The organism is Azospirillum sp. RU38E (assembly GCF_900188385.1).
Taxonomy (GTDB): Bacteria; Pseudomonadota; Alphaproteobacteria; order Azospirillales; family Azospirillaceae; genus Niveispirillum.
Genome location: NZ_FZOI01000008.1, coordinates 191,904 through 206,185, shown reverse-complemented (window position 1 = coordinate 206,185; position 14,282 = coordinate 191,904). Strand labels below are relative to the sequence as shown.

Below are 14,282 nucleotides of genomic sequence, written 5' to 3'. Positions count from 1 at the left end.
TGCCGCGCAGTCAACCAGCGCATCCGCCAGAGACTGCAAATCCATCGTCGGCAGCGGCGCCGCCGTCGTTGGTGGAGCGCTTTCTAAACACCTCCAACCAACCCGTCAACCGTTTTTTTCACCGCTCTGAACTTTTTTCTCCGCAGCGCCAAAGCGCTACAAAAAGCATAGAACCAATCCGGTCAACGGACCATCAAGCAATCAATCCACCAGAACCAAGTCCAGCAGACACAATGCCCAACAGCACGATAGATCATTCCACTTGTCCGAAGGCCTAAACCTTCAAAGAACCGTCGGTGATACTGGCCAAAACCACCACCACCCCGCCCCACAACTTGACAAACCAACCGGCCCGTCGTCGTGGGAGGCGCTGTATAGGCGTATGATAAAACCGATGCAACAAGTTTTTTGAAGAAAAATGAACGACCCGTTGCATCCCTGTGACCAACCCAATGTAAGCCCGAAAATCGGGCTTGGGCAGGGGGAGATGACCGCTCCCCCTGCATGGCTGACCGATCAGGCCCCCGGCTTGACGAAGCGAAGGGTCATACGGTCGCTTTCCCCGATCGCCAGATACTTATCCTTGTCCTTATCCTTCAGGGCCAGGGTCGGCGGCAGGGTCCAGACGCCCTGCGGATGATCCTTGCTGTCGCGCGGGTTGGAATTGACCTCCGACAGCGCGACCAGTTTGAAGCCGGCATCGGTGGCCAGCTTGATCACGTAATCTTGACGGACATAGCCGGCGGGGGCCTTCGGGTCTTGCGGTTGGTCATTATTGGCCCGGTGTTCCACCACGCCCAGCACGCCGCCCGGCTTCAGGGCGGCGAACATGGCCTTGAAAGCCTGTTCAGCCCAGCCGGCCGCCATCCAATTATGCACATTGCGGAAGGTCAGCACCCGGTCCACGCTGTTGGCCGGAGCGAAGGCCAGGGCATTGGGGCCGAAGGCGGCAAGCTGTGTCCCCTTATAAAGGTCGGGACGGGCGGCCAGCTTGTCCTTGAAGCGCTGCACCGACGCCTTCATGCCATCCGACGCCCCATTGGTATCCGGCGTGGCGGCAATATAGGTGCCATTGTCGCGCAGCAAGGGCCCCAGCACCTCTGAATACCAGCCGGCCCCCGGCCAGATTTCCACCACGCGCTGGCCCGGCGCCACGCCGAAGAAATCCAGCGTTTCCACCGGATGACGCCAGACATCGCGGGCGCGATTCGCCTCTGAACGATGGTCGCCGGCCAGCACGGGCGCCAAGGCCGCCGGCAGGTCGGCAGCATGGGCGGTAAGCGCTGGGGCCGCCAGCAGGGTCGCCCCCAGCAGCAATGAATGGATCAGGCGGGAAACCATGGGCTTGTCCTTCCCTCTCTTGTCATGGAGGAAAGGAAGCTATCCTTGAAGCATCCAGGCAACAAGCAGGATACGGGCGCCACCCACAGAGATGCGCAATCAACCGGATATATTTTGGGATTTTAAGGTGGTGCCCCCGGTCGGACTCGAACCAACACGCCGTTGCCGGCAACAGATTTTGAGTCTGCCGCGTCTACCATTCCGCCACGGGGGCACCGGGCTTGCTGACGCAAGGGCTCTGCATATGAACGAACTGTGGCGCGCGGTCAACCGATTTCGTGCAGAAAAATCGCTGCGGCCATCCGCCCCCGGCCCCGGCGCAAGCGGGGCCTTTCCGGATCGCGGCCGCGCCAGCTATATAAGCAGCATGATGCAGAACGACACCACACCTGCCGCCGGCCTGCTGGGCCACCGCCACCTGCCGATGCTGGGGCTGATCGCCGCCAGCATGACGGCCCTGACCATCGCCTTCGGCTCACAATATCTGGGTGGGCTGGCCCCGTGTGAGATGTGCTGGTGGCAGCGATGGGCCTATTTTGCCGCCATTGCCCTGTTGCTGCCCGGCCTGGTGCCGGGTACGCCGGCACGGGCGCGACGGCTGGTGTTGAATCTGGGCGGCACGGCCTTGCTCTGCGGGGCCGCCGTTGCTCTGTTCCATGCCGGTGTGGAACAGCATTGGTGGCAGGGCTTCACCGCCTGCACCGCCCCGATGGGCGGCAGCGGCGGGCTGGAGGATTTGCGCGCCGCCATCCTGGCCGCCCCCGTCACCCGCTGCGACCAAATCCCCTGGTCGCTGTTCGGCATTTCCATCGCCGCTTTCAATGCCATCTTCAGTGGGGCGCTGGCCCTATTCGCCTTTATCGCCGCCAGCGCGCAGAAGGGGGCATGATGAGCGATCCGCAGCAAAAGCCAACACGCGTGCCGGCCGCCTCCCTGTTGACGCCACGCCCGCTGGGGCCAAATACGGCGACACCGGTGGAGCCGGGCCGGCCCCGCCGCCTGCCCGGCGACCCGGCCCCGACGCTGGACCGGATGATCCGGGTGGACCATGCCGGGGAATATGGTGCCGTGCGCATCTATCAGGGCCAGCTGGCCGTGCTGGGCAAAGGGCCCAAGGGCGACCTGATCCGCCATATGACGGAACAGGAGCAGGTGCATAAGCAGACCTTCGACCGGCTGATCGCCGAGCAGCAGGTGCGCCCCACCGGGCTGCAGCCCTTCTGGCATGTGGCCGGCTGGGCGCTGGGGGCCGGAACGGCCCTGCTGGGGGAACGGGCGGCCATGGCCTGCACCGTGGCGGTGGAAACCGTGATCGACCAGCATTATGCCGCCCAGGCCGAAGAGCTGGGGCCGGATCAGGCCCCACTGAAGCAGACCATCGAGCAGTTCCGCGCCGAGGAACTGGAGCACCGCGATATCGGCCTGGCGCATGAGGCGGAGCTGGCGGCCGGGTATCCCGTGCTGTCCGGCCTGATCAAGGCCGGCGCGCGGGCCGCCATCTGGCTGTCGGAACGGTTCTGACGCCCATTGGCCTTGATCAGAAGCGGGGCCACGGCATCCGTCGCCAAGACCAGCGGTCAAAAGAACGATCCGCCGATGAAGGGGGCTTGCTGCTGCCACCATGCGGATCAGAGACAATAAAGGGATGCGGTGGGAAGTCCCCGCAAAATGGCACCGGTCCGCCTGGCCGACAGCGTTCCCCTTTTATAATACGCTCCCCGAGGCCAATTTTCTGCCTGCCTGTCCTTTTGCACAGGTGCCGCCCCTGTGCCGTTTCCGCCACAATCGTGATGTTTTAACCATCATCGACGCCGCGATCCGATAAGATGCGTGGGCGGGACCGGTGGAAGGGGGGACGGCAGTGGAAGCCATCAATGAGGCGATCTTCCTGGCGGGTTTGCTGCTGCTGCTGTCCATTCTGGCTGGCCGCGTTTCCTCCCGCTTAGGCGCGCCCCTGCTGCTGGTCTTCCTGGGGCTGGGGATGCTGGCAGGGGAGGATGGGCCGGGCCGCATTCAGTTCCATGATTTCCATCTGGCCTATCTGATGGGCAGCATGGCGCTGGCTGTCATCCTGTTCGATGGCGGCCTGCGCACACCGGCCGAAACGTTCAAGCTGGCGCGCGGCCCCGCCTTCAGCCTGGCCACCCTGGGCGTGCTGGTGACGGCGGTGGGCACGGGCGCGCTCGCATCCTTCCTGCTGGGTCTGGGCTGGGCGGAGGGGTTCCTGGTCGGGGCCATCATCGCATCGACCGATGCGGCGGCCGTCTTCTTCCTGCTGAACCTGCGCGGCATGGCGCTGCGCGGGCGGGTTTCCGCCACGCTGGAGGTGGAGTCCGGCCTGAACGACCCGATGGCCGTGCTGCTGACCGTGCTGGCCGTGGAAATGGTGATGACCCCCGCCGGCCTGTCGCTGCCGATGCTGGCGCTGGAATTCCTGCAGCAACTGATCGGCGGGGCGGCCCTGGGCTTGGCTGGCGGCTTTCTGCTGGTCTGGCTGGTTAACCGGCTGGATCTGGCCGATGGGCTTTATCCCATCCTGGCCGTCTCCTTCTCCCTGTTCATTTTCGGCGGCGCGCAGGCGGCGGGGGCCTCGGGCTTCCTGGCCGTCTATCTGGCCGGCTTCATCCTGGGCAATCGCCGGCACAAGGCCGACCGGCTGATCCGCCGCTTTCATGACGGGCTGGCCTGGCTGGCCCAGATCGGCCTGTTCGTCATGCTGGGCCTGCTGGTCACCCCGTCGCGGCTGGAACCCTATCTGCTGCCGGGCGGGCTGGTGGCGGTGGGGCTGATGCTGCTGGCGCGGCCGCTGGCGGTGTTCCTCTGCCTTGCCCCTTTCCGTTTCACCCTGACGGAACGGATTTATGTGTCCTGGGTGGGGCTGCGCGGGGCGGTGCCCATCGTGCTGGCCACCATTCCGGTACTGGCCGGGGTGCCGGGGGCCGATGCCTATTTCGCTGTCGCCTTTGTGGTGGTGCTGCTGTCCCTGCTGATCCAGGGCTGGACGGTGGGGCCGGCGGCCCGGCTGCTGGGCTTGCTGGCCCCACCGCAGCCCGACCCGCCCAGCCGTGCCGATGTGGACCTGCCCGATGGCAGCGGCCAGCTGGCCGTCTTCACCGTGGCGCGCGACAGCGAAGCGGCGCTGCGCGGGCGGGGCCGGCTGCTGATCCCGGAAAGCGTGCAGCTGCTGGCACTGATCCAGAATGGCCGCCCGGTGCGACCGGAAGATGCGGTGGGCCTGCAACCGGGCGACACCGTGCTGGCCATGGGCAACCAGGAGGCGCTGGCCGTGATGGACCGGCTGTTTGGCCGGCGGGCCAAGGCCCTGCAGGAACGCCCGGCCGGTGATTTCCAGATTCAGGCCGACATGCCGGCCGCCGCCGTGGGCGGCATGTATGGGTTTGAGACGGGCGGGGAAAGCAGGGACACCCTGGCCGATTATATTCGCCAGCGGCTGGGCCGCACCCCGGCCCTGGGTGACCGGGTGCGGGTGGGGGAAATTGACCTGATCGTCGCCGCCATGGAAGGCGACCATGCCAGCCTGATCGGCATCGACCTGACCCCGCCCACCGGCGGGCTGGATGCCTTGCGCGGCCGCTGGCGGGAAATACGCCGCCGCCTGCCCCGCCACCGACGCCGCCCACCGGAAAAACCCGCCGCCGACGCGGCGGAGTAACCGATGACGGAAAGGCAGCGAACCGGAGGCAGGGCGGCGGTCCCCACCGTACTCTCGGTCATTGATACTCTCGGTCATTGATGATGATTGGTGGCGCTAGGCACGGATCCCCTCTACCGGGCGCAGCAATGCATCATCCGGCAACTCAATGAAAAACCGTTCGGCCAGCAGGGCGCGGAATTCCCGCTCGTCGCTGATCTGCCGTTCCTCCACCAGCACCCCATCCAGCCGCCGCCGATACTGGCCATTCAGCAGCGTATGGCGTTCCCGCAGGGTGGTGCGCGATGCGACACGGTTCTGCACAAAACGGGAGCCGGGATGTGTGGCGGTGAAGTGATTGCCGAAGGCCAGATCGGCATCCACCACCGCCTCATCGCCGAACCAGTAAAGCCCCGACCATTCCCCGTCGCGCCGCAGTTCCAGCTCCCAGCCCGGTGACCAGTCGGACGGGCGCAGGCGCCAGAGCTCCCCGCCGCTGTCATATTCCCCCACCCGCAGCGGCAGCGGTTCGGCCAGACAGGAACCGCCAAAGCCGACATCGGTGATATAATCCTGCCCCTCCACCGCCACCAGCAGCAGCAGGTGGCTGCGCCCGCCCGGCTCCCCGCCCATGCGCACGCGCGCCAGCCGGCGGCGGGGGGCAAAGCCGATGGCGGCCAGGGCCAGGGCCAGCAGGCTGTTCTGTTCAAAGCAATAGCCACCGCGCCGCTGCCCCACCAGCTTGGCCGTGATGGCGTCGGGTTCCAGCCGGATGGGCAGGCCCATCTGGATATCCAGATTCTCAAACGGGATGTTGGCCGTATGGCCGGTATGGATGGCGTGCAGCCCGGCCAGATCGGGCAAAACCGGGCCGTCCAGCCTGATGCGGGCCAGATAGGCGGAAAGATCGAACATATGGATATTTTCCCTGTTGGTCCGGTTCAGGCGGCGGGTGCCTGCCAGGGGTCATAGGTGCCGAAATGCCAGACATGGCCTTCGGGGTCGCGGATGGTGAAGGCGCGGCTGCCATAGCTGGTCTCGGTGATGCCGCCTTCCAGCGGTTCCACCCCTGCCGCCCGCACCCGCGCCAGCAACCCATCCACATCCTGTATAATGAAGCACAGGCAGGCGGCCCCCCGCCCGTCCGGGCCGGGGGCATGGAAACCATACTGATCTTGCTTGTCCGATCCCAGCATCACCATGCCGGCCCCCAGCACCAGCTCTGAATGGATGATCTCATTCTCCGCCGCACCCGGCACCACCAGATGCGGCTGAAAGCCGACCACACGGGTCAGCCAGTCGATGGCCGCCCGGGCGTCGTGATAGCGCAGGCAGGGTGTCACCAGCCCGTCGCGCGGGCTGGGGGCGGTCAATTCCATGGGCATTGCCGGGCCTCCTTGGGCATGGGTGGCCTCCCCGCCACCTTCCCCTACGTCAGCATAATATCGTCAGACTGGCCAGCGCCCCTTTCGCTGCGATAGCTTTTCCTATATGCACGCCATGGAATCGTACCGGCCCCCGCCGGCGCGAGCGGTAAACATGCTTGGTTGGGTTGGAGGTTCAAGGTGAAGGGGCTTAAGCCGCTGCTGATATCCGGCAAGGAAGTGCTGCCGCTCGTCGAGGGTGGCAAGGGCATTGCCGTCTCCAACGGGCAAAGCTCCGGCGCCTGGGCGGCGGCGGGTGGTGTCGGCACCTTCTCCGGCGTCAATGCCGACAGCTATGATGCTGATGGCAATATCCTGGATCAGGTCTATCATTCCAAGACCCGGCGCGGCCGGCATGAAGAGCTGATTGCCTATGGCATACAGGGCGGCATCGCCCAGGCCCGCATCGCGCATGAAATGTCCAACGGCGAAGGCCGGCTGCATGTCAATGTGCTGTGGGAAATGGGCGGGGCCGAGGAAATCCTGCATGGCATCCTGGAAGGGGCGCCGGGCCTGGTGCATGGGGTGACTTGCGGCGCCGGGATGCCCTATAAGGTGGCGGAAATCGCGGCCAAGTTCGGCGTCTATTATTACCCGATCGTCAGTTCGGCCCGCGCCTTCCGCGCCCTGTGGCTGCGCGCCTTCAACAAGTTCCCCAATCTGCTGGGCGGCGTGGTCTATGAAGACCCGTGGCTGGCCGGCGGCCATAATGGCCTGTCCAACAGCGAAGACCCGCAGAAGCCGGAAGATCCCTATCCGCGTGTCGCAGCATTGCGCCAGATGATGAACAGTTTCGGCCTGACCGAAACCCCCGTCATCATGGCCGGCGGCGTCTGGTGGCTGTCGGAATGGGAACATTGGCTGGATAATCCGGAAATCGGCCCGGTGGCCTTCCAGTTCGGCACCCGCCCGCTGCTGACCCAGGAAAGCCCGATTTCGGAGGCCTGGAAGCAGCGCCTGCTGACCCTGAAGGCCGGCGACGTCTTCCTGAACCGTTTCTCCCCCACCGGCTTTTATTCGTCAGCGGTGCGCAACCCGTTCCTGGAAAACCTGCGCCAGCGCTCCGAACGGCAGATCGCGTTTTCCGTCGAACCGGTGGGCGAACTGACGGATGAGCTGGCTTTGGGGCCCCGCGGCCGCCCGGTCTATGTCACCAAGGCTGACAAGGACCATGCGGAAGGCTGGATGTCCCAGGGCTTCACCACGGGCCTGAAGACGCCGGACAATACGCTGGTCTTCGTCACGCCGGACGAATCGCGCCGCATCCTGAAGGATCAGGTGGATTGCATGGGCTGCCTGTCGGCCTGCGCCTTCTCCAACTGGTCGCAGAATGAGGAAGGCACCACCGGTCGCCGCGCCGACCCGCGTTCCTTCTGCATCCAGAAGACCCTGCAGAACATCTCCCATTCCGAAGATGTGGAAAACCAGCTGATGTTCGCTGGCCACAATGCTTATCGCTTCGCCAGCGACCCTTGGTACAAGGACGGCTTCGTACCGACGGTGAAGCAACTGGTCGACCGCATCGCCAGCGGGTACTGATACCAATCCGCCGAGGGTTTGACCCTTGGCGGATTGGAGGCCAGCGACCGCTGGCCCGCGGGTTCGTGCCCGCGCATTACCATCGCCGAGCGCACAAAAGAGGGCCCCGCCACTGGCGGGGCCCTTAGTTTTGGGGAAGAGATAATCAAGAACGAAAAGCTGAAAGGGGTCCGCCCCCGGCCCGCGCCACCCGCCAAGAGGGGCGGGGGAGGCGGGCCGGCAGGGGCCGGGGACGGTACCCTGATCGCCAAAACCGATGGCCGGACGGGTGGGCACCGTCCGCCAGCAACCCGATACCAATGGGGCGTCGTATCGGGTGGCGATATTGCTTATACGTCACACTCAAGAAAAACCTTCGCGGCTGTTGCATTTTTTTTCCGGCTTTTTTATGCAAGAGGGGAGGCCCCCGGCCGACAGCTTCCCGAATGGCGGCCCGTATAAAGCATGGGCAGCCAAACATGGCCGCACATCCAGACGGCCCTGACGGGAAGAGGTACCTGGCGGGGCACATGGAACCAAGGTGTGACGATGAAGGTTGCCGTGCCGACTCCCAAGGAAGCGGTGGAGCCGTTGCTGGATGACGACAGGCTGTTGGCCCGCATAGCCAACGGCGACAGGGCGGCGTTTGCGGTGCTGGCCAACCGGCACACGGCGCGCGCCCTGGCTGTTGCCCAGCGTATCCTGGGCAGTGCCGGGGAAGCGGACGAGGTGGTACAGGAAGCCTGGGTGCGCGTGTGGGCGCGCGCCGGGCAGTGGCAGGCGGGCGGCAGCGCCCGTTTTTCCACCTGGCTGCACCGGGTGGTGGTCAATCTCTGTATCGACCGCCGCCGCCGGCCGGGCTTCGCCCCGCTGGAGGATGCCCCGGAAATGGCCGATCCGGCACCGGGTGCGGAATCCGTGATTGCGCGGCGGGAAATGTCGGCACAAATGGCATCGGCCATGGCCGATTTGCCGGAACGGCAGAGGGCAGCCATTTCCCTGTGCTATTATGAGGAGATGAGTGCTGCCGAGGCGGGACGGGTCATGGAGCTTTCCGTCCCCGCCGTCGAGTCGCTGTTGGCACGGGCACGACGCGCCTTGCGCGGTCGGCTGGCGGCGATGGGGGTCACCGGGGTGGGAGAGAATGAAGGATGAACCGAACAGACAGGATGGCTGAACCCGAAACGGGCGCCATGGATTTGGCCGCCTTTCGGGAGATGCTGGATATGCATGGCGCAGCCATGCGCCGCTGGCCAGCCGAACAGCGCGCGGCAGCGCAATCGCTGCTGACCCGTTCCAATGCGGCGCGGGTGGCCCTGCGGGAAGCCGCCGCCCTGGATGCGCTGCTGGATGCCATGCCAGCGCCACAGGTGGATGCGGCCCGGCTGGACCGGGTGGTGTCGGGTGCGCTGGCGGCATTGCCGCTGCCGGGGCCGGCAGTCAACAGCAACCGCAAACCGCAGCGCCCGGCGCCAAGCTGGGGGCGAGGCCGGTTGCTGGCGCTGCTCTGGGGACTGCTGCCCTCCCCCGGCTGGTCACGCGCGGCCGGTCTGGCCAGCTGCACGGCCTGCGGCCTGCTGGTGGGGATGCTGGCACCGCTGCACGCCAGTTCCGCCAGCACCAAACCGGTGGGTGCCACCATGGCATCGCACGCTGTGGAGGAGACGGGCAGCAACCTGCCCGCCCTGTTCCTGGCCCCCTATTCCCTGGAAAGCCTGTTTGAATGAGCGGCCAGAACCTGTTGCGGACCGCCCTGCTGGGGTCGGTCGGCCTGAATCTTTTCCTGCTGGGCATGTTGGTGCCGGACTGGCTGGGCCATAGCCGCCAGCCGGGCCCTGGCCCTGGCGGCCCCGGTATCATCGGCGCCATGCCGGGGCCGGCGCGTGACCTGATGCTGCTTCGTCAATCACTGAACGACCTGCCCCCCGCCGACGCGGATATCCTGCGGGACCTGCTGGAGAAAGGTGGCAACCGGTTCAGGCTGGCCGGGCCGGAGGTGCGGGGCCAGTTTGAAACCATGCTGGAGCTGGTGAAGGCTGACCCGTTCGACGCCCCTGCCCTGCTGGCCGCGTTTGAACAGCTTTCCGCCAAGCGGGATGCGTTGGACCGGGCGCGCGTTGCGGAAATCGTGGAAGCCCTGGCGAAGATGTCGCCGGAGGGTCGGCGCAAACTGGCCGAGTCCCGCTTTTCCCGTCGGTTTGTCGAAGGTGGCGGGGCGGAGGGGGAACCAGGTGACGGAATGGGACCCCATCCGGGTGCCATCCCGCTGAACCGCGACCGCATGGTGAACCCGCCGCCGCCTGCGCAATGATGCCTTCCCCGCTGACGCGGGGGAGGCCGGGAAATGACAGACGGGCAGCCTCCTACCCTTCTACCCTTTCTTCGGCAACCCGCGCGCCAGCGGGTGGTGGCGCTCCACCGTCTGTTTCAGCCGTTCGCCCACCACATGGGTGTAAATCTGCGTGGTGCCGATATCGGCATGGCCCAGCATCTTCTGCACCGAGCGCAAATCCGCCCCATGGTCCAGCAGATGGGTGGCGAAGCAATGGCGCAGCACATGCGGGCTGACCTTGGACGGGGGCAGGCCCGCCTCCATCGCCAGTTCCTTTAGCAACTGGCCGAAACGCTGGCGGGTCAGCACGCCCGCCGCCGCGCGGGAGGGGAACAGGTAATGCTGCTGCTTGCCCTCCCGCCCCGGCGTCATGAAATAGGGCCGGTCGGGCAGATAGGCCGTCAGCGCCTCGCGCGCCGGCACTGAAAGTGGCACCAGCCGTTCCTTGCCGCCCTTGCCGCGCACCACTAGGGCGCGGCCATCGCGCATCAGCGCCGCCACCGGCAGCCCCACCAGTTCGGAGACGCGTAGGCCGGTGGCATAGAGGATTTCCAGCAGGGCATTCAGCCGCCGCCCCTCTGGCGCGCCCCGGCGGGATGCTGCGGCCAGCAGGGCCACCACATCCGCCTCCCCCAATATCTTGGGCAGCGGCCGGCCCTGGCGTGGGGTGTCCAGCACAGAGGCCGGGTCTTCCGCCCGCACCCCTTCCGACACCAGGAACTTATAATATTGCCGCAGGGCCGACAGCCGCCGCGCCACCGTGCGCACGGATGATTTTGCCTTCACCTGATCGGCGGCCAGATGGTCCAGATAGGCGCGCAGATCGTCGCTGCTGGCCCGATCCAGCGCCGGGCGGGCCTGGGCGGCCAGGAAGGCCGCGACATCGCCCAGATCGCGGCGATAGGCATCGCGCGTATTGGCGGAGGCGGCACGTTCCGCCACGATCATGTCAAGAAACCCATCCACCCAGGGCGGCAGCGGGGCCGGCGCCTTGCGCGGACGGCCGGGGCGCGCCTTGGCCCCGGCCGGTTTTTCCCCCGTTACCGCCATGGCTCAGCCGACCGGACGCAGCAGGCTGGCCATGGCCTCCACCGCCAAGCGTCGGGCCTGATCCTTCAAGCCGGCACGGTTGAGATTGGCGACAATCTCCGCAATGTCCGTCGCCGCCGCACCGGCCACCCCTTCCGGCCCCAGCAGCGCCACCGCATCCAGCCATGTCGCCGCCTTGGATTTGCCGCCCGCCGGGCTGCCATCGGCAAAGGGGGGAAGCGGATCGGGCGTGCGTTCCAGGGCCGACAGGATCAACAGCACCTGATCGGCCTGATCACGCGCAGCATTGCCGCCCAGATCGCGCAGCCAGCGGGTCTTGTCGATCTCCACCTCCCGCACCAGCCCATAGGCGGCGGCCAGCGGCCAGAGCCGGGCAAAGGCCCCTTCATCCTTGTTGGCGTTGTAATCATCGCGGGCCAGGGTGATCCAGGGGGCCGCCGCCTTGGGATCATCCTGCAGCAGGGCCAGCCGGGCCACCAGCGGGGCCACCACGGCAAAGCCCACCGTCAGGCGGAAATCCGCCGTCTGTTCCAGCAACAGCCGGCCATAGGTGCCCGCCTGCTGGCTGGTGCTGGCGGCCACCATGCCGGCCTTGAACAGGCCGGCCTTGGCGGCGGGGGTCGGTTCGGCACGCAGCGCCTTCACCAGTTGGGCGCGGAACAAGGGGGTGGCCTTGCGGGCCGCCGCTGCCGTCATGGCCTTGGCATCACCGCCTTCCACCTGTTCATAAAAGGCGGCCAGGGAAGTGGCCTCCATGCCGCCCAGCAGGGCGGCGCGTTCGGCAAAGCCCACCCGCTGCACGAGCGGGATTTGCTCGGCCCGCGCCAGGGCCGCCAGGGGACCGACAGCGCCCACCTTCAGATCCGGCGGGGGCAGGCGGCCGGATGCCAGCATAAGCGCCAGTTGCACCGGCGTGGGGTCCGTCACCCCCTTCACCGGGGTCTTCTGGGCGGCGGCAGCAGCCTCCGCCAGACGGAAGAAAATATCGTCCTTGTCGCCCTGTTCGCGCAGGATATCGGTGCCCAGCAGGGCCATATCGGTATTGCCGGCCGCGATCTGGCAGACCATTTGCCATTTCTGCCAGGAGGTATGGTTGAACCGGCCGAGCAATTCGCTGACACGGGTGCAGGCCCGATCGCGGTCGCCGGCCAGCCAGGTCAGTTCCGTCCAGGCCGTGGCCGTCGCCTCGTCCTTCAACGGTTCGTTGGTCATGTCCAGCAGGGCATCGGCCCCGGCCAGATTGCCAATCCGGGTCAAGGCCTCCACCCGCAGGGCGGCCAGGCTGCGCGCTGCCGGTTCCCCGGCGGGCAGGTCCGCCACGCTCAACAGCAGCCGGCGGGTGCCGTCGCGCAGGGCGGGGGAGGACAGGCCGGCCGGGATGCCGGCCAGCAGCGCTTCGGCCTCCACGCGGGAGGTGCCGGCCCACAGATCGGCGGGAAAACCGCCCTCATTGGCGCGCAGCGTGCCGACCCCATCGGGATCGGGGGCCTTCAACTCCTCCACCATCATGCCGCTGGGGGCGCGGGGGCTGGGGGCATTGGCAGCCGCATCGCCGCCCGCCCCGTCAGCCGGTGGATTGTCCAGCGGCAGGGCGCTGCGCCCGACCCCGTCGGTGACCGGGGCCGCCAGCGGATCGGGCGAGGGCCGGTCAGGTGCGGGGGTAGAGGGAACCGCTGCCGGCGGCGGATCGGCCGGCCGGGCCTGGGGGAACAGGGGCACAGGCGCCCCCGATTGCGCCAGGGAAGGGCCGGCCAGCAGGCCCAGCGCCACCCCGGCCAGCAGCAGCGCCCGCACCGGCGCCCTGCGGCGATCAGCCGAACCGGTCATTCGGTATCACCCGTTCCACCGGTTGCGAGGGTGCCGGCATGTCCCAGGTGGCCAGGAAGGCAAAACCGCCCACCCCCGTAACCAGGATCAGCAACAGCAGGATCGACAACAGCTTGCTCATGAACAACCGGTTCCAGGCGCGCCACGGAAAAGGAACGATCCCGCCCCCGGCGCGTCGTAACGGGGGCCGATCGGGCCGGTTGCCGGCCCCCCGCCACAGGGGCGGGGCCGGCCCCCCGGCCTTGGGGGATGCGGATGGCGGTCGGCCCATGCTATGGAAACCGCCGACACCGGCCAAGCCAACCCCGCCACCATACCGCCCGGTGCCGGGGCTGGCAACGCTGCCACATTCCGGCCGCCTTCATTGGATCAGAAAGCCCATGTCCGCCAAAAGCTCCGGCCCCGCCATTCCCAAGACCATCGTGCTGATCGGCCTGATGGGGGCCGGCAAGACCAGCATCGGCAAAAGGCTGGCCGCCCGGCTGGGTCTGCCCTTCGTGGATGCCGATCATGAGATCGAACGGGCCGCCGGCTGCACCATCCAGGAAATATTCGACCGGTTCGGGGAGGCGGGGTTCCGCGATGGGGAACGCCGCGTCATCGCCCGGCTGCTGGAACAGCCGCCGGTCCAGGTGCTGTCCACCGGCGGCGGTGCCTTCATGGATGCGCAGACCCGTGCCATGATCCGCGACCATGGGCTGTCGGTCTGGCTGCGCGCCGACCTGGACCTGCTGGTCCAGCGCACGGCCCGGCGCGACCATCGGCCGCTGCTGCGCCAGGGCGAACCACGGGAGGTTCTGGGCCGGCTGATGGAAATCCGCTACCCCGTCTATGCCGAGGCCGACCTGACCGTGGATAGCGATGACAGCCCGCCCGACCAGACCACCGAACGGGTGCTGGCGGCCTTGCGCGCCCATCTGGCGCTGGGGGACGGGGTTGCAGCCGATGGTGTTCCAGCGGAAGATGACGCGGATTAATATTGCGGACTGAACCCGGTTCTGATCATTTTTGACCCGGCTTTAATGCCGGCATGGCGACACCGCAGGGGGATCGATGGCACGATATTTGGCCCGGATGCTCATACCGGTCGGCTTGTTCCTCTACTTGTTCATAACCCAGATGAAACAGGGGGATGTGC

Annotated in this window: 14 protein-coding genes and 1 tRNA gene; 8 read left to right on the top strand and 7 right to left on the bottom strand. The window is 66.8% G+C overall.

What is annotated here, in order from left to right:
* Positions 1-516 precede the first annotated feature (516 nt).
* Both CHB97_RS15360 and CHB97_RS15355 read right to left on the bottom strand, forming a co-directional pair.
* Positions 517-1,341 (bottom strand): class I SAM-dependent methyltransferase, encoded by an 825-nt coding sequence (locus CHB97_RS15360; protein WP_089288854.1) that lies wholly within the window; start codon positions 1,339-1,341, stop codon positions 517-519.
* Between the two features lie 128 nt (positions 1,342-1,469).
* Positions 1,470-1,555 (bottom strand) — tRNA-Leu (locus CHB97_RS15355).
* Between the two features lie 153 nt (positions 1,556-1,708).
* Between CHB97_RS15355 and CHB97_RS15350 the strand changes: the two genes are divergently transcribed.
* From CHB97_RS15350 to CHB97_RS15340, 3 genes are all read left to right on the top strand, one after another.
* Positions 1,709-2,230, top strand: a complete 522-nt coding sequence (locus CHB97_RS15350) for a disulfide bond formation protein B (protein ID WP_200819960.1) — start codon at positions 1,709-1,711, stop codon at positions 2,228-2,230.
* Positions 2,227-2,862: a demethoxyubiquinone hydroxylase family protein gene (locus CHB97_RS15345; RefSeq protein WP_371333077.1), complete on the top strand. Its 636-nt coding sequence runs from the start codon at positions 2,227-2,229 to the stop codon at positions 2,860-2,862. The genes CHB97_RS15350 and CHB97_RS15345 overlap by 4 nt, the downstream gene beginning before the upstream one ends.
* Before the next feature lie 340 nt (positions 2,863-3,202).
* Positions 3,203-5,014: a potassium/proton antiporter gene (locus tag CHB97_RS15340; protein ID WP_089288852.1), complete on the top strand. Its 1,812-nt coding sequence runs from the start codon at positions 3,203-3,205 to the stop codon at positions 5,012-5,014.
* A 96-nt stretch (positions 5,015-5,110) separates the two neighbouring features.
* Here CHB97_RS15340 and CHB97_RS15335 read toward each other — a convergent pair whose 3' ends face one another.
* The gene (locus CHB97_RS15335; RefSeq protein ID WP_089288851.1) at positions 5,111-5,908 is read right to left on the bottom strand and encodes an arylamine N-acetyltransferase; all 798 of its coding nucleotides are present in this window, start codon (positions 5,906-5,908) and stop codon (positions 5,111-5,113) included.
* 26 nt (positions 5,909-5,934) lie between these two features.
* Positions 5,935-6,378: a VOC family protein gene (locus CHB97_RS15330; protein ID WP_089288850.1), complete on the bottom strand. Its 444-nt coding sequence runs from the start codon at positions 6,376-6,378 to the stop codon at positions 5,935-5,937.
* Between the two features lie 180 nt (positions 6,379-6,558).
* On the opposite strand from CHB97_RS15330, the gene CHB97_RS15325 reads away from it, so the two are divergent.
* From CHB97_RS15325 to CHB97_RS15310, 4 genes are all read left to right on the top strand, one after another.
* Positions 6,559-7,956: a nitronate monooxygenase family protein gene (locus CHB97_RS15325; protein WP_089288849.1), complete on the top strand. Its 1,398-nt coding sequence runs from the start codon at positions 6,559-6,561 to the stop codon at positions 7,954-7,956.
* A 528-nt stretch (positions 7,957-8,484) separates the two neighbouring features.
* Positions 8,485-9,090 carry an RNA polymerase sigma factor gene (locus CHB97_RS15320; RefSeq protein WP_089288848.1) on the top strand — a complete coding sequence of 202 codons (606 nt, stop codon included), beginning with the start codon at positions 8,485-8,487 and terminating at the stop codon, positions 9,088-9,090.
* 14 nt (positions 9,091-9,104) lie between these two features.
* Positions 9,105-9,662: a hypothetical protein gene (locus tag CHB97_RS15315; RefSeq protein ID WP_089288847.1), complete on the top strand. Its 558-nt coding sequence runs from the start codon at positions 9,105-9,107 to the stop codon at positions 9,660-9,662.
* Positions 9,659-10,246, top strand: a complete 588-nt coding sequence (locus tag CHB97_RS15310) for a periplasmic heavy metal sensor (protein WP_089288846.1) — start codon at positions 9,659-9,661, stop codon at positions 10,244-10,246. Before CHB97_RS15315 ends, CHB97_RS15310 begins: the two co-directional genes overlap by 4 nt.
* Positions 10,247-10,306: 60 nt before the next feature.
* Here the strand turns inward: CHB97_RS15310 and CHB97_RS15305 are convergent, their stop codons facing one another.
* The 3 genes from CHB97_RS15305 to CHB97_RS26620 are packed head-to-tail and all read right to left on the bottom strand — an operon-like array spanning position 10,307 to position 13,265.
* Positions 10,307-11,317, bottom strand: a complete 1,011-nt coding sequence (locus CHB97_RS15305; RefSeq protein ID WP_089288845.1) for a site-specific tyrosine recombinase XerD — start codon at positions 11,315-11,317, stop codon at positions 10,307-10,309.
* A gap of 3 nt (positions 11,318-11,320) precedes the next feature.
* Positions 11,321-13,144: a hypothetical protein gene (locus CHB97_RS15300; RefSeq protein ID WP_089288844.1), complete on the bottom strand. Its 1,824-nt coding sequence runs from the start codon at positions 13,142-13,144 to the stop codon at positions 11,321-11,323.
* The gene (locus tag CHB97_RS26620) at positions 13,128-13,265 is read right to left on the bottom strand and encodes a hypothetical protein (protein WP_200819959.1); all 138 of its coding nucleotides are present in this window, start codon (positions 13,263-13,265) and stop codon (positions 13,128-13,130) included. Before CHB97_RS26620 ends, CHB97_RS15300 begins: the two co-directional genes overlap by 17 nt.
* A 259-nt stretch (positions 13,266-13,524) precedes the next feature.
* Here CHB97_RS26620 and CHB97_RS15295 point away from each other — a divergent pair, with 259 nt between their 5' ends.
* Positions 13,525-14,121 (top strand): shikimate kinase, encoded by a 597-nt coding sequence (locus CHB97_RS15295; RefSeq protein WP_089288843.1) that lies wholly within the window; start codon positions 13,525-13,527, stop codon positions 14,119-14,121.
* Positions 14,122-14,282 lie beyond the last annotated feature (161 nt).